The following is a 19,122-nucleotide window of genomic DNA, read 5'->3' on the forward strand; positions in this document are numbered from 1 at the left end:
AAGACTGAAAAGTCCGAAAGTATTAAAGATAGAAACTCCGTCGGGAAACCGGCGGAGTTTTTTTGTATCTTCGCATCGTAAACCGATCGTAAGTTCCCGGTTAGAGAAAGCGAAGGTTTTCTTTATTGGAACAGGTCTTATGATTAAAGCCATGATAAAGATTAAGGAAGGATTCAAAGGAGAACGTTTTGTTTCCCTGCCGGACGAATTACTGGATTCGTACAGCAGCGAACCGCTTATCGGAAATTTGTATGTTAGGAAAATCGGTTTCTTTCCGAAGGTAAAGTATCATTATGTACAAAAGGACCAGGGCTCTAAATATGCGATGCTGATCTATTGTACGGAAGGGAAGGGTTGGTATACTATTTATGGAAAGACTTATACGGTCGTTGAAAACCAGTATATCATTATCCCCCCCGATGTTCCCTATTCGTTTGGAGCGGACGAGCATGATCCGTGGACCATCTATTTCCTTCATTTTAAAGGAAAACTGTGTAAAGAGTTTGTCCCGTCCTACAACATGCCCAAAGATATTTTGCCGGGAGAACATTCGCGGCTTCAGGACAGACTTCAGCTTTTTGAGGAGATTTACAGTTGTTTTTCAATGGGATATATAAAAGAATATATGACTTATTCTTCTATGTGTCTTTATATGCTCCTGAGTTCGTTCGTGTATCTGGAGCAGTTCCGTTATTATAACCTTACGACACATAAAGAGTATTCATTTTCTTCGAAAGTGATTCATTATATGCAGGAAAATGTGGAACGCAGTCTGTCTCTTGAGCAGTTGGCTAATTATTTTAAATATTCTCCTTCTCATTTCTCCATGCTTTTTCAAAAGGAGACGAAGATGTCGCCAATCAATTATTTTATCCGTCTGAAGATACAGAAAGCCTGTCAGTATATAGAACTTACCAGTTTAAAGGTTAATGAGATTGCGATGAAACTCGGGTTTGAGGAGGCAGCCTATTTTTCCCGTATTTTTACGCGGGTTATGGGAGTATCCCCTTCCGTTTACCGGAAGAAAGAATCGATAAAGAGAGACAGGCCCGAAATATGAAGGGTGGAATTTTGAAGAAATATTGTAAAAACAATACCTGAATATTTTGCAGTATAAAAAAAAACACTACCTTTGCACCGCAATCACGAGAGATTGCTTACCTGAAAGTAATGAAATGCCCAGGTGGCGGAATTGGTAGACGCGCACGTTTCAGGTGCGTGTGTCGCGAGGCGTGCAGGTTCGAGTCCTGTTCTGGGCACTTCCGAAAAGCGGACAACTGTAAAGTTGCCCGCTTTTTTTATATCCGTACTTTTTTGTATATTTGAGCCAAATATGGAGAGGATGCAGCAATATACGGAAGATGAAATCGTAGAACAACTACGGGATCCGGCCCGGCAAAGGGATGCTTTTGCCTGGGTGGTGAATCTTTATGGGGAAAAGTTATATTGGCAGATACGAAAGATGGTACTGAGCCATGACGATGCAAATGATCTTTTGCAGAATACTTTTCTGAAGGCCTGGACGAATATCGATTATTTCCGGGGAGAGGCGAAGTTGTCTACCTGGCTGTATAAGATTGCCATCAATGAATGTATTACTTTCCTGAACCGCCAGCGGAATATGAATAACGTCTCGATCGACGATACCGATGTCTTTTTGCTGGAACGTCTGAAGGGAGATGACTATTTTGACGGTGACGAGGCACAGCTGAAATTGCAGAATGCCATCCTCACTTTACCGGAGAAACAACGTTTGGTGTTTACCATGAAATACTTTGACGAGATGAAGTATGAAGATATGTCGGATATTCTGGGAACCTCTGTCGGCGCCCTCAAAGCCTCTTATCATCATGCAGTCAAAAAAGTCGAGGAGTTTTTAACAAAAGACATTTAAACCTTTTGGGGCGAAGCTCGTCAAAGGTGTATTAAAACGGAAGTGTATGGAAAAAGAACAAAACAATCTGGAACGTTTTAAAGGAAAGAATCCTTTTACTGTGCCCGACGGGTATATGAAGGATCTCACGGCTAATATAATGAGCCAGTTACCTGATAAACCGAAGGCTGAGGCGAAAAAGGTCTCCATGATGGACCGTGCCCGTCCGTGGTTGTATATGGCTGCTGTATTTGCCGGACTGGGGTTGTTCTTTAAAGCAATAGTCGGTTTCGACGGTGAAAAGAGCCAGTCTGATACATTGTTAGTACAGTCTAAAGATGCATCGGAAGTAAAAACTGCTATCATGGAAGCAGAGAATGAAGAATACCTGGAGTATCTGGAGGCCCAATATACGGATTATCTTTTAGCAGAAGAATTGGGCAATTACGAATAAATTGACGAAAAAAAGAAGTTATTAGCATATTTTTGTAATAATAGTTGTATGAGCAAAATATTTTTTATTACATTTGTGGCGATTTCAGTTTTGTTCTCTTCGAAAGTGTTGGCGCAGGGAGAAAAACAACAACATCGACATTTTGATAAGGAGGCCTTTCAGGCAAAGCGAAATGCTTTCATTACAGCTGAAGTAGGCTTGACACCGGAAGAAGCAGCAGCTTTTATACCGTTGTGTAATGAGTTACAACAAAAAATGTTCGAAGTTGGCCGTGAATGCCGTAAGCTGACGAAGGATCTGAAGCATAAGAATCCACCGACTGAATCCGATTATTCGAAAGTGAATGATGAATGTCTCGGAGTGAAGATGAAGGAAGCGGCTTTGGAAAAAGAATATTACGAGAAATTCAAAAAGATATTATCGCCTGAGAAACTTTATAAATACCGGCGGGCAGAATATAAGTTTGCACGGAATTTTATGAAAGGACCGGACGATAGGAAAGATGAAAACAAGAAAAAATAAAATATTATCATTATTTGTGTTTTTTGTTTAGATTTAGTTTTGGCGTTTAAGTTAAGGGAGGGGTGGCGACGTGATGTCGGTTCCCCTTTTGTTTTTTATAAACCTTTCGATTTGGCTTCATCCCATATCTTATCCATCTCTTCCAAAGACATTTCTTTCAGTGAACGTCCTTCTTTGATGGTATGATCTTCCAGATAGTTGAAACGGCGGATAAACTTCTGGTTCGTGCGTTCCAATGCGTTATCCGGGTTGATCTTATATAAGCGGGCGGCATTAATAAGGCTGAAGAACAGGTCTCCGAATTCACCTTCCATCTTATCTGCATCCATTTTGTCGATCTCGGCCTTCAGTTCGGTAAACTCTTCATGAACTTTATCCCATACCTGGTCGCGCTGTTCCCAATCGAAACCTACGTTGCGGGCTTTATCCTGGATACGGTGGGCTTTTACGACAGACGGGAGGGAAGCTGGGACGCCTTCCAGTACGGTTTTGTTGCCACCTTTTTCTTTCAGTTTTATCTGTTCCCAACTCTGTTCTACTTTCTGGGCCGTATCGGCGGATGCGTCACCAAATACATGCGGATGGCGGAAGATGAGCTTCTGGCAAAGGCTGTCGCATACGTCTTTGATGTCGAAGGCTTCTTTCTCTTCGCCTATTTTTGCATAGAAGACGATATGCAGGAGCAGGTCGCCTAACTCTTTTTTGATGTTGTTATTATCGTCTTTCATGATTGCGTCGCACAATTCGTATGTTTCTTCGATTGTGTTGGTGCGCAGACTTTCGTTTGTTTGCTTCCTGTCCCAGGGACATTTCACCCGGAGCTCGTCCAGAATGTCGAGCAGTTGCCCGAAGGCTTCCATTTTTTCTTGTTTCGTAGACATTGTAATAATATGCCAATAAGTTAATGTGCCGATATGCCAATGTGAAAATGAAGAAACTCTGTCGGTACAGGAGCTTTCTTAATTGGCACATTGGCATATCGGCACATTGATTAATTATTTATTTTGTTCTTTGAACGTTTTCAATCCGTTTTCAAGGAATTGTATGTATTTCGATACATCTTCGTTGAAGGCATAAGACGGGCCGAGCGGTTTGCCTTCGTCATTCAGCAGAATGTAGAAAGGCTGTGCGTTGGCTCCGAACTTACTGCGCTGGAGATAACTCCATTTATCGCCGATTGTTTTCAGTTTGCGGACTTTGCCATGTTCTTCGATTTCGATCGGATGCGGCAGTTTAGTCTTGTCGTCTACCATCAAGGTGATTAGTACATAATCGTTTTCGAGTATCTGTTTCACCTTCGGATCTGTCCAGACGGATGCTTCCATCTTGCGGCAGTTTACACAACCGAAGCCGGAAAAGTCGATCATCACCGGTTTATTTAGGAGTTTGGCTTTGGCCATGCCGCTTTCATAATCGTCGTAGGCTGCATGGACTTCGTCATCATACAGGCTGAAATCCTGTGTGTACAAAGGAGGAGCGAAGGCGCTGATCGATTTCAGCGGAGCACCCCAAAGCCCCGGAACCATATAAACGGCGAAGCCGAATGAAATGATTGCCATAAACAGACGCGGAACAGATACATATTTCACATCGCTGTCGTGGCTGAATTTGATTTTGCCCAGCAGATAGAAACCTAACAGAACGAATATCACAATCCATAACACGATAAATACTTCACGATCCAGCAAACGCCAGCCGTAAGCCAGGTCGGCTACGGAAAGGAACTTCAAAGCCAAAGCCAGTTCAAGGAAACCTAGTACTACTTTTACGGAGTTCAGCCAACCGCCTGATTTAGGCATACTTTGCAACATATTCGGGAAGATGGCGAACAGGCTGAACGGAATAGAGAGTGCCAATGCAAACCCGAACATTCCGATAGCCGGACCGACTGCCGTTCCCATGGATGCAGCCTGAACCAACAATGTTCCGATAATCGGACCGGTACAGGAGAAAGATACCAGTACCAGGGTGAACGACATAAAGAAGATACTCAATATACCAGTGGTAGAATCCGCTTTGCTATCCAGTTTCGTTGTCCATGAAGCAGGTAGAACCATTTCAAATGCTCCGAAGAACGAAATGGCAAATACAACCAGCAACAGGAAGAATATAATATTGAATATAGCGTTCGTCGATAAGTCATTCAGTGCGCTAGCCCCGAAAATACCCGTGATAAGTAATCCCATCACCAGGTAGATTACAATAATGGACAAGCCGTATGTCAGTGCATCGCGAATCGCTTTCTTCCGGTCTTTCGTACGTTTCAGGAAGAAACTAACCGTCATCGGGATCATCGGCCACACGCAAGGTGTCAGCAAGGCGATCAATCCGCCGAGGAATCCGGCGAAGAAGATGAACAGCCAGGAGGTATCGGTTGCCGTAACGGTCGTATCGCCAAAGGCCTTCAACTCGTCGATAACCGGTGTCCATAAAGCAGCATCGTTCGTTAATGCGTTGGTTATCTTTTCCGGATTGACGATTACTTTTTCTTCTTTTGCAACCGGGTCGGGTGTTGTCAGGGTTTTTCCTTCTTCCACTACGAGGTTCGTATCCGGCTGTTCTTTTGTAACATCCTCTTTTTCCACGACAGGCGCTTCGGCAGGCAATGTCAGTTTCGTGTTTTTACTGTCGAAAGCAAAACTCTCACGGTCGGGCGGTAAACAGGTTTCGTCGTTGCAGACCATGAATTCGACTTCCCCTTCGATTTTAAACTTCTTCGGGTCGAGTATTTTTACCTTTTGTGTAAAGGTTACGGCACCGGGGAACCAACGGAGGTCCATGGCAAACTGTTCGTCGTAAACGACGGTCGGCTTGATGTTGGATACCGGTTGTCCGATCAGTTCGGCCCCCTGGAGTGTCTCAAAAGTAAACGAGGTTGAAACAGGCCCTCCCTCGGGCAGGTTCATATCGTACAGATGCCAGCCTTTTTCAATGGTGGCGGTGAATACGATTTCTTTTTCGGCAGTTTTGGAGTCCTCCAGTTTTATTTTCCACTTGACAGGCTGATGAATTTGAGCCTGTACGGCCAGTGTTACGAACACCAGCAATAAGATACTAAAGAGTTTCTTCATACTATGTCTATATTTCTGTCTTAGTTTATTTAGCTAATGAAACGAAAGCATCCGGGATACGTGTTTCGAAACGCATTTCTTCCCCTGTCTCCGGATGAATAAAGAAGAGCCGTCGGGCATGAAGCATCAGCCGTCCGGCGGGATCAGTATCTGCGCCGTACTTATAATCGCCGGCGATGGGATGTCCGATAGATTCCATCTGGACACGTATCTGGTTTTTACGTCCTGTCTCCAGGTCGAGTTCCAGTAAAGAATAATGGCCGTTGCTGTGCAGCACATGGTAACGGGTGATGGCTTCCTTTCCGTCGCCTTCGGCTGTTACATATACCTGCATCTTGGCATTTTCAACCAGGTTCGAGACGATCAGGTCATGGTCTTTCTCTGGGCGGCCTTCTACTACGGCAACGTAAGAACGTTGGGTGATGGCCGAGTTCCAGTTCGACTGCAATGCTTTCTGCACCCGTTGGTTCTTGGCAAACATCATCAGTCCCGAAGTATCCCGGTCGAGCCGGTGGAGGACAAAAATCTTGCTCCGGGGATCATTCTTCTTGACGTAATCGCTGAGCAGATGATAAGCGGTACGTTCCTTTACACGGTCGCTGGAAACGGACATGAGCCCGCTTTTCTTATTGACAACGATCAGGTCGTCATCTTCCCAGACAATATGTAACAAGGGGTTGCTGAATTCCACCTTTCCCCGTTCGTAACTGATCTCGACTTCGTCTCCCGGCACTAAAGGAGCGTTGAACTGGGAGGTAACCTTCCCGTTTATCAAGATTTGTCCGTGGCTGAGTAAAGCCTTGACGGAACTTTTGCTCTGTTCACTTAGCAATGCGAACAGGAAAGGGAGCAATGTATTCTCTTCCTTCACCGTTACTTTGCGTCCGCGAGGGCTTTTTTGAGATTTGTGTCTTTGTAACCTGAGCGTCTTCCCATTTTATTTAATAAATAATTTACAAAGATACTGGCATTTGCGGAATGTTGCAAGCCGTGTTTGTATATCTTAGTTATTAATATGTAAGGGATACCTTATTTTGTGATTTTTTTCACAGTCAGCACGTGTTTGTTCGCGTCTTTCCTCCCGTCCTAAAATAAGTTGACAAAAAGATAAATAAGGCTGGACTTCTCTATTATAATACCAGATTTCCATTATTTGTGAATTTAATTTTAAAATATGTACATTTGTTTCACCAAACAAAATATTGACAATGATTACAAATGATGTTATTGGGATTTTTATAGAAGATACTAGTTTATGTTAACTTTATGAATATTATCTTTTCTACTGCGATAGCTAGGAAAGAATACCATGAATGCTAATTAGTTTGTAGTAAATAGAATGTAATTTGTTTCTACAGGTTAGTTATATAAAGAAAGGCGTTGCTTGTGAAAGCAGTGCCTTTTTTTAATAAAGAAGTGATAATAACTGAATGTTTGTAATGCTTAAAAATCAATATTTATGTGATGTGGTTGTTGTAATAATAATTTTACATATTTTAAATGTCGGGTTATGTATTATGTTAAGATTGTATTAGTTGTTATTTTATTTTTATTGGAAGGGATGTTTGCCCCTCTTATGTCGTAAGGTGTGGAACATGATGTATTGCTGGATAAGTTAGAGATTTCCCCACCATAGTGGGGACTTTTCCCCATACTGGTGGGGCATATTCCCCATGCTTGTGGGGAAAAATCCCCATAGGCATGGGAAAAGTGGGGAAATGCATATTTTCCACTCCTTTCTTTCGTAATCGTGCAATATATTCTCGCCTGGATAGCCAGGAACTCATCCCTCCTAAACTGGTATGATGCTCGTGACAAACATCTCCGTTTTTTCACCCCTCACTCTTCCTTCACTGCAATTTCCTGCTTTATAATATGTTATAGACGGTGAAAGGTGAAAGTAAATTTATAAAACTCCATTGGGAGATAGATTTTTCAAAAACGAGGGCTTTTCGGATCTCCAAAAGTCTTTGCTGTTGGCTTTTCAAACAATTTGGTGCGGTTGCCCCGAAATTTCAAGAGATAGAATATAATAAGGAATACCATAGTTCTGGTAGAACTATTTTTGTTTTCGGTGCAAATATATATATTATTTTTAAATATATCACATTTTAACCTTTCAAATATTTAAAAAATAAAATAGCAACAGAAGGTATATTTAAAAAGTAAAAATGAAATCAGCTTTTATAATAAAATCTAATCTTCTGTTTTTAAAGTAAATGAAACAGGCTTGTAAACTTTATGGGTATTGAAAAATAAGGACTGAGTTCTACCAGAACTAATATAAAAACAAATATAAATATGATTGGCGTCAAAGTTTATAATCTTTTGATTAACATAAGTTATTCCTTATAGTTAACCTAGTTTTAATAATTAAAAGTAATGCTATGCTAAAAAAAATGCAAACCGTTGGTGTTTTGTTGCTTTCGTTAGCCTTTTCTTATGGAGGGCAACTTCATGCTATGGAAGTGAGTGCAGCAACAACTATTACTCAACAAACAGACAAACTTACAGGGACTATTGAAGATGAGTTTGGGCCTGTAACCGGTGCTTCTGTTGTCGTAAAAGGAACTACAAATGGAACTGTTACGGACATGAATGGTAATTTTGAACTATCTCATGTTAAAAAAGGGGACTTGATCCAAATTTCTTTTATCGGTTATGTTACCCAAGAAGTGAAGTACACAGGACAAAGCCCTATTAAAATTGTACTTAAGGAAGATACACAAACACTTGATGAAGTGGTAGTTGTAGGTTTTGGTACACAGAAAAAGGTTAATTTAACTGGGTCGGTCAGTATGGTGGATGCAGAAGTGCTCGAATCTCGTCCGGTTCAGAATGTTTCGCAAGCTTTGCAAGGTGTAGTTCCCGGTTTGAACTTTTCTGTAAATTCAGGTGGTGGTACGCTTGATAATGAAATGAATTTCAATATTCGTGGTGCTGGTACTATCGGTGACGGTTCCGGTTCGAAACCATTAGTATTGATTGATGGTATTGAAGGTAATATGAATACTGTCAATCCGAATGATATCGAATCGGTTTCTGTTTTGAAAGACGCTGCAGCGTCTTCTATTTATGGTTCGCGTGCATCGTTTGGTGTGATTTTGATTAAGACAAAAGGTGGAAAAGCAGGTAAAACCAACGTAAGTTATTCTGGTAATGTTCGTTTCACAGATGCTTTGCAGATACCGGAAATGATGGATTCTTATCAGTTTGCACAATATTTTAATGCAGCAGCTGCCAATGCTGGTCAGAGTCCGGTATTTAGTGCTGATGTCATGCAGCGTATTCAGGATTATCAGGCTGGTAAGATAACAACCGTTTCTACTCCCAATTCTCAAAATAAGTGGGAAATGTATAGTGGGGCTAATGCTAATACAGACTGGTTTGCTGAAGTATATCGTAATTGGGCGCCTTCACACGAGCATAATTTAAGTGTAAGTGGCGGTACGGAAAAACTGACTTACCGTGTCAGTGGTAGTTTCTTGGATCAGAATGGTTTGATACGCCATGGATCGGATAATTTCCAGCGATACACATTGGATGCTAAAATAACAGCTCAATTGGCAAAATGGGTTACTTTAAATTATACAAGTAAATGGACACGTGAAGATTACGATCGTCCGACTTATATGACGGGATTGTTCTTCCATAATATTGCTCGCCGCTGGCCGACCTGTCCGGTATATGATGATAATGGACATTTAACCGAAGGTATGGAGTTGACCCAGATGGAAGAAGGTGGTGTACAGACACAGCAAAAGAATTATTACACTCAACAAATGGGTTTAAGATTCGAACCGATCAAAGATTGGACAATCAATATTGATGGGAATATGCGTACGCATACAAACAATCAGCACTGGGCAGTGTTGCCAGTTTATGCATACGATGCTAATAACCAACCTTATGCCATAAGCTGGGATGGCGGAGCTTCTTATTCACCGGGAGCCAGTCGCATTTCGGAAAGCAGGTATACAGAAGATTATTTTACAACAAATATTTATACGGATTACCAGAAAACAATCAATGATCACTTCTTCAAAGTGATGGTTGGGTTTAATGCCGAATTAACGAGAACAGATAATCTTTATGGACAAGGAGATAAGATCATCTCTCCGGAAGTACCTACAATAAATCAAACTACATCTGAACAAAAAGTGGGTGGCGGTAAGGCCGAAAATTCAGTTGCCGGTTTCTTCGGACGTATCAACTACAATTACAAAGATCGTTACATGGTTGAGTTGAACGGGCGTTATGACGGATCTTCCCGTTTTATCGGTGATCAGCGCTGGGGATTCTTCCCTTCTGTATCAGCCGGATGGAATATTGCCCGTGAAGAATTCTTTGGTGATCTGTCTGATATTTTCAGCACATTAAAAGTAAGAGGTTCTTGGGGACAGTTGGGTAATACGGATACAAATGATGCTTGGTATCCATTCTATCAAACTATGCCGGTTGGAACAGCCAATGGCCGTTGGTTGGTAAATGGTTTGAAACCGAATGTAGCCGGATTACCATCAATCGTAAGTTCATTGAAGACTTGGGAAACAGTTGAAACCTGGGACGTTGGTTTGGATTGGTCTTTACTGAATAACCGTTTGACCGGATCATTCGATTACTTTACACGTTATACGTATGATATGATCGGACCGGCTCCTGAATTACCAAGTGTTTTAGGGACAACTCCTCCGAAAATCAATAACTCAGATATGAAATCATACGGTTTTGAGCTGGAACTCTCATGGAGAGATCGTATAGGTGATGTTAGTTATGGAGCTAAATTTGTTTTGTCTGATGCAAGACAGAAGATAACTAGATATCCGAATGAATCAAGATCATTAGATATCGCTCATTACAGCGGTAAAATGTTGAATGAAATCTGGGGATATACGACTGTGGGTATTGCTCAAACTCAGGAACAGATGGATGCTCATTTGGCTAACAATAAACCGAGTTGGGGATCGAGCTGGAGCCCAGGTGATGTGATGTATAAAGATTTAAACGGTGATGGTGTTGTTAACACAGGCGGTAATACGGTAGATAATCCGGGTGACCGTTCTATCATCGGTAATAGTACACCACGTTACAATTTCGGTTTAACTTTGGATGCAGCTTGGAAAGGTTTTGACTTCTCTGTATTCTTCCAAGGTATCGGTAAACGTGATTATTGGTTGGATGGTCCGTATTTCTGGGGGGCAAACGGTGGTATGTGGCAATCAGCCGGTTTCAAAGAACACTGGGATTTCTGGCGTGGTGAAAATGATCCGTTGGGTGCTAATTTGAACGCTTATTATCCGCGTGCCAGCTTTGATGGAGGTAAGAACCAACAACGTCAAAGTGGATACTTACAGAATGCGGCTTATATCCGTATGAAAAATATACAGTTAGGTTATACATTACCTCAACAGTGGATTTCTAAGGCCGGTATGTCTTCTGTCAGATTATATATTTCAGGAGATAACTTACTGACTATTTCTGATATTACCGGTGTATTTGACCCTGAAACATTAGGTGGAGATTGGGGAGACGGTAAATTGTATCCGCTGTGTAAAACGATTTCTGTAGGTCTGAATGTTAATTTCTAAATAATGAGGATTATGAAACTGAATTTAAAAAAAATATATATTTTTCCTATAGTGGCAGCTTGCGGTATACTGACATCGTCATGTAACGATTTTTTGGATAGGGAACCGATTTCAAGCATTACTCCTGCACAATATTTTAATTCTGCTGAAGAATTGGGAGCTTATGCTATCAATTATTACACCTCTCTTATTGCAACAAATGATGCAGCCTATAATGCCGGACCTTTGAATGTTGACGGTGATACGGACAATATGGTAGTAGGTGAAGCCAACACAGGCTATTTTGCAGCAGATCGTTGGTTGGTTCCTTCTTCTGGTGGCCCTGATTTTAGTCTGATCCGTGCTATGAATTACTTCCTTGAACAAGTATTGCCGAAGAAGGAAGCTGGTGTTATCTCCGGTGCAACGGAAGATATCAACCATTATATAGGTGAAATTTATTTCTTGCGAGCTACTGCTTATTTCGACCGTCTGTGCACCTATGGTGACTTCCCCATCGTTACAACTGTACCGGAAGATAAAACAGAAGAACTGGTGGAATTCAGCAAACGTGCCCCCCGCAATGAAGTAGCCCGTTTTATTCTGGAAGATTTGGACAGAGCCATCTCTTTGTTAAAACCGGGTACGGCATTCAACAAGGTGCGTATCGGTAAAGAAATGGCACTTTTGGTGAAATCGCGCGTAGCTTTATACGAAGCGACATTCGAGAAATACCACAAAGGTACGCCGCGTGTACCGGGTGAATCCGGATGGCCGGGAGCGAACATGGCTTACAATGCAGGCAAAACATTTAACATCGACAGTGAAATCGACTTTTTCCTGACTGAAGCAATGAGTGCAGCGAAAGAAGTAGCAGACAATCATAGTCTGGTACAAAATACAAAAGTGTTGAATCCTGCAATCAATCAGATTTACGGTTGGAATCCTTATTTTGAAATGTTTTCAATGCCTGATCCAAGTTCTTTAGATGAAGTCTTGATGTGGCGTCAGTTTGATTCAGACTTAAGTATAACACATGGTTTCATGGCTTATATCATGGAAGGTGGTAATAACGGTATGACAAAAAGTTATGTAGATGCATTCCTGATGGAAAACGGTTTACCGATCTATGCTGTCAATTCCGGATATAAAGGTGACGTAACAATTGATTTGCAAAAAGAAGGACGCGACGGACGTTTACAGTTGTTCGTGTTTGGTGAATCAACTGTTGTAGTCAATGAAGATTCATTAAATCTTTTTGAAGCACCGACAGTTGTGGCATTGACCGAACACCGCGACCGTACTGGGTTCCGTCAGCGTAAACACTATTGCTATGATTTTTCACAGATTCGTAATGGCGTACGCGGAACTAACGGTATTGTAGTAGCTCGTGCTGCTGAAGCGTATTTGAACTATCTGGAAGCTTCTTATTTGAAAAACGGATCAATTGATGGGACGGCAGCATCTTATTGGAGACAGTTGCGTGAACGTGCTGGTATAGATCCTGATTTTAATAAGACTATTGCAGCAACCGATCTTTCAAAAGAACCGGACTGGGCAGTTTATTCCGGTTCCGAAAAAGTGGATGCGACTATGTATAACATTCGCCGTGAACGTCGTTGTGAATTTATCGGCGAAGGAAGAAGAAAGGGCGACTTGATCCGTTGGAGAGCATTTGATGCCTTATTCCCTGAAAATATGGGTAAATATATTCCTGAAGGTGTCAATTTCTGGACGCAAATGTATAAGGATGAAGCTTATTTGAAAGTCGATGAGAAAGGTAACGTGACTGACGAATCCGCCTTGATCGAACAGGCTGAAGGCAAGGGGGATGCCAATATCTCAAACAGAAAGGACAGCAAATACATCCGCCCATACCGTGTAATCAAAGAAAACAATGAAGTTTGGGATGGATATCAGTGGAGAAAAGCTTATTACTTATCACCATATTCTGTTCTTGAGTTGACATTAGCTTCTCCTGATTCAAAATTGGAAACGTCTAATTTGTATCAGAATCCTTACTGGCCGACAAAGGCAAGTGCACCGGCTTTGGAATAGTATATTCAACATAATTTAAATAGACCTTAATTACCCTGCAAGTATTCGGGAGAACTCTTGCAGGGTTTTCTTGCATTTAATTTAAAACTATATATCATGAAACATTTTACTTATTATCTGCTTTGTATACTTTTTTTTTCATGTGTGGAAGATTCAGACACTAGAGATTGTGTTAGTTTTTCACAAGTAGATCCTTTTCTAAAAGTATTTAGAGAATCAAACTTTTTTCCGGAATACAACGAAACAGAAGAAGTGGCGGCAGGCGAACATGCCACATTTCAGTTTGTTGTCCGTAGTTCTGAAACGTTGAAGGAGTTGTCAATCGAAGTGTCTCTTTTTACAAATGAGCAAGGAAAGACGTTGCCGGCTGTACGTTCAGGATTCGTTGATTATGTAAGGGTAAGCCGTCAGACTCCTGACCGGGCAAAAGATGCGCTAACCTCTTTTTCCCATTATTATCCGGATCCTATCATTGAAAAAGACCAATGGAATGTCGCACGGGATATAGCGCAACCTATCTGGCTGACAGCAAGTGTTCCGGCCAATACTACTCCCGGCAATTATAAGGCAACTTTTCGTTTAACCGGAAGGGCAGGGAACAAACGAATCAAATTGGAAAAAGAGATCCGGATAAAAGTGCATCCGGTCGTTTTGGAAGAACCCTCCTTGTGGGTAACCAATTGGTTTAGTACCTCTTCTGATAAAATGAAGGTATTTAATGGAGGAAAAGAAGTAGAACTTTATTCTCAAGAATACTGGAATATGGTTGAAAAATTAGCTTTGAAACTAAAAGAATGCTATTCAAATGTAATACTGATTTCTCCTTTACAATATATTGAATGTATAGAAAAAGATGGCATTTATTCATTTGACTATACGCAATTTGATAAAATAATTTCGATATTCAAAAAAGCAGGCGTATTAAAAATGATCGAAGGAGGACATATTGCAGGACGTTCCGGTAATTGGGATAGCCAGTTTGAACCCTATGTGCCTGAATATGAAGATGGGAAAAAAAAGATGATCCAATATCCGATTTCATCTAAAAATGCGCAAAATTTTTATAAGCAATTCATTCCTAGCTTGATGTCCCATTTAAAAGAACTGAAAGTAGGAGAAATATATGCACAACATATTGCAGACGAACCTATTAGTTCAAACATAAAAAGTTACGTAGAAATAGCTCGTTTTATTAAGCAGCTGGCTCCGGAAATTAAAATTATCGAAGCTTGCCATTCACATGATTTGGAAAATACGTTAGATATATGGGTCCCACAGTTGAATTTCTACAAAGACGGTTATGACTTTTATTGCGACCGTCAGAGGAAAGGTGACGAAGTATGGTTTTATACTTGCCTGGCTCCTCAGGGAGATTTTGTCAATCGCTTCTTGGAGCAGCCTCTCATTAAAACTCGTTTGATTCATTGGCTTAATTACAAATACGGAGCAACCGGTTATTTGCATTGGGGATTCAATCAGTGGTTTTCCGATAACGATCCTTATAAAGAAACAACTACAATGAATATGGAAAGCGGAAATACCTTACCAGGAGGAGACAGTTGGATTGTTTATCCGGATAACGGCAAACTGTATGGTTCAATTCGTCTGGAAGCCATGCGTGGTGGAATTGCAGATTATACTTTATTAAAGATGTTGGAAAAGAAAGATCCCGAACTGGCTAAAGAGCTTTGCCGTTTGACTGTATTCCATTGGACTCTTTATGACACCGATGGAGATCATTTTCGTAAAACCAGAAAACAAATATTGGAGGCATTGTCAAAGTAGTTAGAAACATTACAAAAATTATAGATCATGAAACTGTTGAAACTTATTTTCTCTCTGCTATTGTTGGTAATGGTGGCAGGGTGCGGTGAAGAAGAAGAGTGCCAAAATAAGGTATTACCTTTTTTTGATGGTGAAGAGTATGTGACAGAAACGTTGGTGGATCGAATTTGCTTTTACGAACGGACTTATTATTGTAAAGGGGAAGATGTGGAGTATTTGTTTTTTTGTTATTCGTATGATGCAGAAGAGTGGTTTAGTATTCCTGAATTAATTGAGGATAAAAATGGAGATGGCAAGATAAGTTCCGAAGAAAGTATTGCTTGTAATGATTATCTTAGAACATTGGTGGATAAAAATCAAGATGGAATAATTGATGCAGCCGAATCACAAAGGTTAAGTGATATTCAGCGCCATTATGCCGAATATACATTTGCAATCAATAAGGCTGATTATATTCGAATGGGAGGAAAAGATCTGAAGCAGGGACAAAAAGTTACAATGACTGTCGATTTGACGAATGTTAAAGGCTATTATAAGGTTGATTATTGTGGAGATGTGGCACCGACGATAGGTTATATGTTATGGTCGTCTCATTTAGGAATTTATGTGGGTTCTCATGTGAAAAAGGCTTATTTGAAAACAATCCATAAATAGCAAAAGATATGAAGAATTTAATTTTAATATTAGCCTTGTTACTGACATTACAAGGGTATGCTCAGCAACGTATTATTGGAGGAAATGAAATTAGTATAACAGAACGTCCTTTTCAGGTTCATATTGAAAAAAAAGATATTGAAAATACTTATTATGGTGGCGGTTGTATAATAGCTCCTCAATGGATTCTTACAGCTGCACATGTTGTCTGTTTTGATGATACTGAACAAAAGGTTGGAGTGGAAGATTTGAAAATTCGATATGGCTCAAGTAGATGGACAGAGGGTAATATAATGTTTGTTGATCAGATAATTATACATCCAGAATATAATAAAACATCATTGAAAAATGATATTGCTTTAGTTCATTTGTCTTCTCCTTTATCATTTTTTTCAACTTGCCAACCTATTGTAATGTCTGATGTCGTGGGATTAACTTCGGGAGAAGCTATTGTTTCTGGATGGGGAAATATTACTACAGTTGGAAATTCAGGTAGTTTATCATTAAAAGCGACAACTGTTTCTTTAATACCTTATACGCATAGCTCAATTAAATTTAAAGATATAATTCTTGGTCCTTGGCATTTGTTTGCTGCTGCATCTTTGACGATGCATGCAGGTGGAGATAGTGGTGGTCCTTTGACTGTATCTTCTGAAAAGTACGGAAGAATTCTTGCTGGAGTAGTGAGTTTCAGTGCTAAAACGGATCAGCAAAGTCACCCCAGTGGTTATGCCAATGTCGGTTATTATCGTGAATGGATTCGTCAACAAACAGGTATCGGTATGCCTACCATTACTGGAAATGATATTATTCATACAGAAGGGTATTATGGTTTTTCCGGATTATTTTGTCCGTCAATAAATGCTAGCTGGAATATTTCCAATAGAGGTATTGCAACGATTAATTCTTCCGGACAGGTAATTCGTCAAGGTACAGCTTCTGGACAGGTCAAACTGACTTCCGTAATAAATAATTTTGGTATCCCTATTACATTGACACGCGACATTCTTATCGGTCTTCCCCCTTTCGATATCTCCTGTTTGCAACAATCGGTAATGGAGAATTACCGGGTAGGAACTACCTATAACTTCTTTGCCGATCCGCAATGGGGAGATGGGATTTTGGCAAACAACAGACTTACGTACGATTGGGGATATTCGAAACTTAGCTCTACCGGGCAAGCCGGAGAATGGATTCGGGTAAATACTTATAATAACGCTTCTTTTGTTGATATGCAACCGGCTTTCAGGTTCACAGAACCGGGTACTTACCGCATCGAAATGTATGTACGCGATGGTTCTGTGACAAGCGGCATGAATTCCAAAACGATAACCGTTACAGGTAATTATTATTCGGTTTATATGAATCCGGCTTGTACGCAGTTGACTTTTACACCGCAAATACAAGATATGGAAAGTGAAATTCTACCATCCCTATTTTCAACCCTCTATTCATCGACTGTAAAGGTGCATATCTATAGCGATACTTCTTTGAAATTCTCGACAATACTTTCTGCAACGAATGATACAAATATCGACATCTCTTCTTTGGATAAAGGTATTTATTATCTGGTTATATTGAAAGATAATGCTGTCATCGAGCGGCATAAGATTTTAATTCGCAGATAAAAAATAAAGGCCCATTTTCACAAATGAGACCTTTACAAATTAACCAAAACCTTAACTATGAAAAAATTTATTTGTTTCATTTTGATATTGCAAATATCATGATTGTTTTTTTTATGTGCAAATATTTCTTGTGTTTTTTTTAATATTGTGAGTGAAACCATCTTCTTATACACACCACCTCTTCACTCCTTATAACAACCGCGAAAAAAATCGTGTTAAAATCGCATTAACATAGACTGCCGAAAAACGGCCCATTTGTTAAAGAATTACCTCCCTTTTACCTCCGATTGTAGGGAGTGGACCTTTAACGGAGGTTCAATGGAGCTAATACGGAGGTAAGACAAGGATATTTTGTGTTAAAATCGATAGGGATATTTGTGAATGTTTAACAGGCTTCGCGTGAACACTGTTTGGAGGTTGTCGGTATCATCAACTATTTTCTGTTTATGGTTGTTATTAAAAAAGGGCACGACCTGAAAGCTGGTGAGACGCTTGACTTTTTTTCTCATCAGCACTGCTACATAGGCAAATAGATATGATAAGGATAAATAAGTTACGTGTTGCTATTATTTTTTTTCTACCGTTATAAAGTCTTGCTTTCTATGTATAAAGCGAGCATTTCCACTCTTTTGGAATTTTTATTGCCTTCTGCTTCTAGAGGATTTGCCCAGCTTTTTTCGGCAATAGAGGCTAAATGTTTAAATAATAGTTTTCTGTCGTCCTTGGAATCGCTGATATTGGATTTCCGGATGATTTGTTCCACATAGAAAGGAAGATTGGATATAATGCCATCTGATCGCGTCATCCCGCTTGAAATCGTAATCTTTTTAGAATGGGCATATGAAGTCATGTTTTCTAATCCCTGCTGTATTTCCGGTGTTCTATCGTAAGGTTCTTGTATAAAATGAAGTCGGTTTATTTTTAACATGGCCATACAATCGATCAATTGTTCGAGATTATTCTTTGGGATGAGATTGAAAGGTGTGTGTAGTACTATTGTCCGATTGTTATATCGGGGACCGTCATGTATAGTCATTCCCGGAACATTCCATTGAATGTTTTTTACCGGTGTTTGGCTGTTTATTGCCGGAGGAAGCAGAAAGCGCAAAGTTTGTATCGCGTAAAAAAATCCTTTGTTTCCTGAAGCTTCTACCAGAATACAGGATGGACTGATGTTTAGTTTATAATGTTCTGCCGACAAACTCATGTCTGTACGGAATATGATATCAGCCTGTTTTTCTTGTATCGCTATTTGAGGACTGAATCCGGCTGCTTGATTAAATATACCGGTCAATTCTTGGGCAATCATAGCCTGTTTTTCATTTTCGACACTAATAAGGGTTGTTGGATCGAATATAAAATCCCCCTTATCTAATACACTCTGTTGAGGTAAAGGAATGATTTCCGGCTTTTCGTCCGGTAAGATGCATTTAACGAGCATCATAATCAAAAAAATAGAATATATACCAACTCTGAGTAACATAAAAAACTTTTAATAGTACACTTTTTG

Annotated in this window: 13 protein-coding genes and 1 tRNA gene; 10 read left to right on the plus strand and 4 right to left on the minus strand. The window is 40.2% G+C overall.

Annotated elements, in window-relative coordinates; genetic code table 11:
- Positions 1–151 precede the first annotated feature (151 nt).
- The 5 genes from C825_RS08005 to C825_RS08025 all read left to right on the plus strand — a co-directional run bounded on the left by C825_RS08005 (position 152) and on the right by C825_RS08025 (position 2,849).
- Positions 152–1,060 carry an AraC family transcriptional regulator gene (locus C825_RS08005; protein ID WP_010802100.1) on the plus strand — a complete coding sequence of 303 codons (909 nt, stop codon included), beginning with the start codon at positions 152–154 and terminating at the stop codon, positions 1,058–1,060.
- A gap of 117 nt (positions 1,061–1,177) precedes the next feature.
- A tRNA-Leu gene (locus C825_RS08010) sits at positions 1,178–1,259 on the plus strand.
- A gap of 83 nt (positions 1,260–1,342) precedes the next feature.
- On the plus strand, positions 1,343–1,894 hold the full coding sequence (locus tag C825_RS08015; protein ID WP_044214784.1) for an RNA polymerase sigma factor: 552 nt from the start codon (positions 1,343–1,345) through the stop codon (positions 1,892–1,894).
- A gap of 46 nt (positions 1,895–1,940) precedes the next feature.
- Positions 1,941–2,327, plus strand: a complete 387-nt coding sequence (locus tag C825_RS08020) for a hypothetical protein (RefSeq protein ID WP_007654632.1) — start codon at positions 1,941–1,943, stop codon at positions 2,325–2,327.
- Between the two features lie 48 nt (positions 2,328–2,375).
- Complete coding sequence (locus C825_RS08025; protein ID WP_007654630.1) at positions 2,376–2,849, plus strand: hypothetical protein; 474 nt, start codon at positions 2,376–2,378, stop codon at positions 2,847–2,849.
- A 95-nt stretch (positions 2,850–2,944) separates the two neighbouring features.
- Here the strand turns inward: C825_RS08025 and mazG are convergent, their stop codons facing one another.
- The 3 genes from mazG to C825_RS08040 all read right to left on the minus strand — a co-directional run bounded on the left by mazG (position 2,945) and on the right by C825_RS08040 (position 6,791).
- Positions 2,945–3,730 carry a nucleoside triphosphate pyrophosphohydrolase gene (gene mazG / locus C825_RS08030; RefSeq protein WP_044214783.1) on the minus strand — a complete coding sequence of 262 codons (786 nt, stop codon included), beginning with the start codon at positions 3,728–3,730 and terminating at the stop codon, positions 2,945–2,947.
- 114 nt (positions 3,731–3,844) lie between these two features.
- Positions 3,845–5,920 (minus strand): protein-disulfide reductase DsbD family protein, encoded by a 2,076-nt coding sequence (locus tag C825_RS08035; RefSeq protein ID WP_010802101.1) that lies wholly within the window; start codon positions 5,918–5,920, stop codon positions 3,845–3,847.
- Between the two features lie 25 nt (positions 5,921–5,945).
- Complete coding sequence (locus C825_RS08040; RefSeq protein WP_250690574.1) at positions 5,946–6,791, minus strand: RluA family pseudouridine synthase; 846 nt, start codon at positions 6,789–6,791, stop codon at positions 5,946–5,948.
- A 1,516-nt stretch (positions 6,792–8,307) separates the two neighbouring features.
- Between C825_RS08040 and C825_RS08045 the strand changes: the two genes are divergently transcribed.
- The 5 genes from C825_RS08045 to C825_RS08065 all read left to right on the plus strand — a co-directional run bounded on the left by C825_RS08045 (position 8,308) and on the right by C825_RS08065 (position 17,612).
- Positions 8,308–11,508, plus strand: a complete 3,201-nt coding sequence (locus tag C825_RS08045) for a SusC/RagA family TonB-linked outer membrane protein (RefSeq protein WP_010802102.1) — start codon at positions 8,308–8,310, stop codon at positions 11,506–11,508.
- Positions 11,509–11,520: 12 nt separating this feature from the next.
- Positions 11,521–13,545, plus strand: coding sequence for a RagB/SusD family nutrient uptake outer membrane protein (locus C825_RS08050; protein WP_010802103.1), 2,025 nt, complete (start codon positions 11,521–11,523; stop codon positions 13,543–13,545).
- A gap of 96 nt (positions 13,546–13,641) precedes the next feature.
- The gene (locus tag C825_RS08055) at positions 13,642–15,330 is read left to right on the plus strand and encodes a DUF4091 domain-containing protein (protein ID WP_010802104.1); all 1,689 of its coding nucleotides are present in this window, start codon (positions 13,642–13,644) and stop codon (positions 15,328–15,330) included.
- 27 nt (positions 15,331–15,357) lie between these two features.
- The gene (locus C825_RS08060; RefSeq protein ID WP_010802105.1) at positions 15,358–15,984 is read left to right on the plus strand and encodes an EF-hand domain-containing protein; all 627 of its coding nucleotides are present in this window, start codon (positions 15,358–15,360) and stop codon (positions 15,982–15,984) included.
- An 8-nt stretch (positions 15,985–15,992) separates the two neighbouring features.
- Positions 15,993–17,612 carry a trypsin-like serine protease gene (locus tag C825_RS08065; RefSeq protein ID WP_010802106.1) on the plus strand — a complete coding sequence of 540 codons (1,620 nt, stop codon included), beginning with the start codon at positions 15,993–15,995 and terminating at the stop codon, positions 17,610–17,612.
- Positions 17,613–18,195: 583 nt separating this feature from the next.
- Here the strand turns inward: C825_RS08065 and C825_RS08070 are convergent.
- Positions 18,196–19,095, minus strand: a complete 900-nt coding sequence (locus C825_RS08070; RefSeq protein ID WP_010802107.1) for a glycoside hydrolase family 20 zincin-like fold domain-containing protein — start codon at positions 19,093–19,095, stop codon at positions 18,196–18,198.
- Positions 19,096–19,122: the final 27 nt, after the last annotated feature.

It is taken from the genome of Parabacteroides sp. ASF519 (assembly GCF_000364265.2).
GTDB classification, from domain to species: Bacteria; Bacteroidota; Bacteroidia; order Bacteroidales; family Tannerellaceae; genus Parabacteroides; species Parabacteroides goldsteinii.

Coding starts and splice junctions, on each gene's coding strand:
- C825_RS08005 (WP_010802100.1), top strand. CDS start 152: ATGATAAAGATTAAGGAAGGATTCAAAGGAGAACGTTTTGTTTCCCTG.
- C825_RS08015 (WP_044214784.1), top strand. CDS start 1,343: ATGCAGCAATATACGGAAGATGAAATCGTAGAACAACTACGGGATCCG.
- C825_RS08020 (WP_007654632.1), top strand. CDS start 1,941: ATGGAAAAAGAACAAAACAATCTGGAACGTTTTAAAGGAAAGAATCCT.
- C825_RS08025 (WP_007654630.1), top strand. CDS start 2,376: ATGAGCAAAATATTTTTTATTACATTTGTGGCGATTTCAGTTTTGTTC.
- mazG (WP_044214783.1), bottom strand. CDS start 3,730: ATGTCTACGAAACAAGAAAAAATGGAAGCCTTCGGGCAACTGCTCGAC.
- C825_RS08035 (WP_010802101.1), bottom strand. CDS start 5,920: ATGAAGAAACTCTTTAGTATCTTATTGCTGGTGTTCGTAACACTGGCC.
- C825_RS08045 (WP_010802102.1), top strand. CDS start 8,308: ATGCTAAAAAAAATGCAAACCGTTGGTGTTTTGTTGCTTTCGTTAGCC.
- C825_RS08050 (WP_010802103.1), top strand. CDS start 11,521: ATGAAACTGAATTTAAAAAAAATATATATTTTTCCTATAGTGGCAGCT.
- C825_RS08055 (WP_010802104.1), top strand. CDS start 13,642: ATGAAACATTTTACTTATTATCTGCTTTGTATACTTTTTTTTTCATGT.
- C825_RS08060 (WP_010802105.1), top strand. CDS start 15,358: ATGAAACTGTTGAAACTTATTTTCTCTCTGCTATTGTTGGTAATGGTG.
- C825_RS08065 (WP_010802106.1), top strand. CDS start 15,993: ATGAAGAATTTAATTTTAATATTAGCCTTGTTACTGACATTACAAGGG.
- C825_RS08070 (WP_010802107.1), bottom strand. CDS start 19,095: ATGTTACTCAGAGTTGGTATATATTCTATTTTTTTGATTATGATGCTC.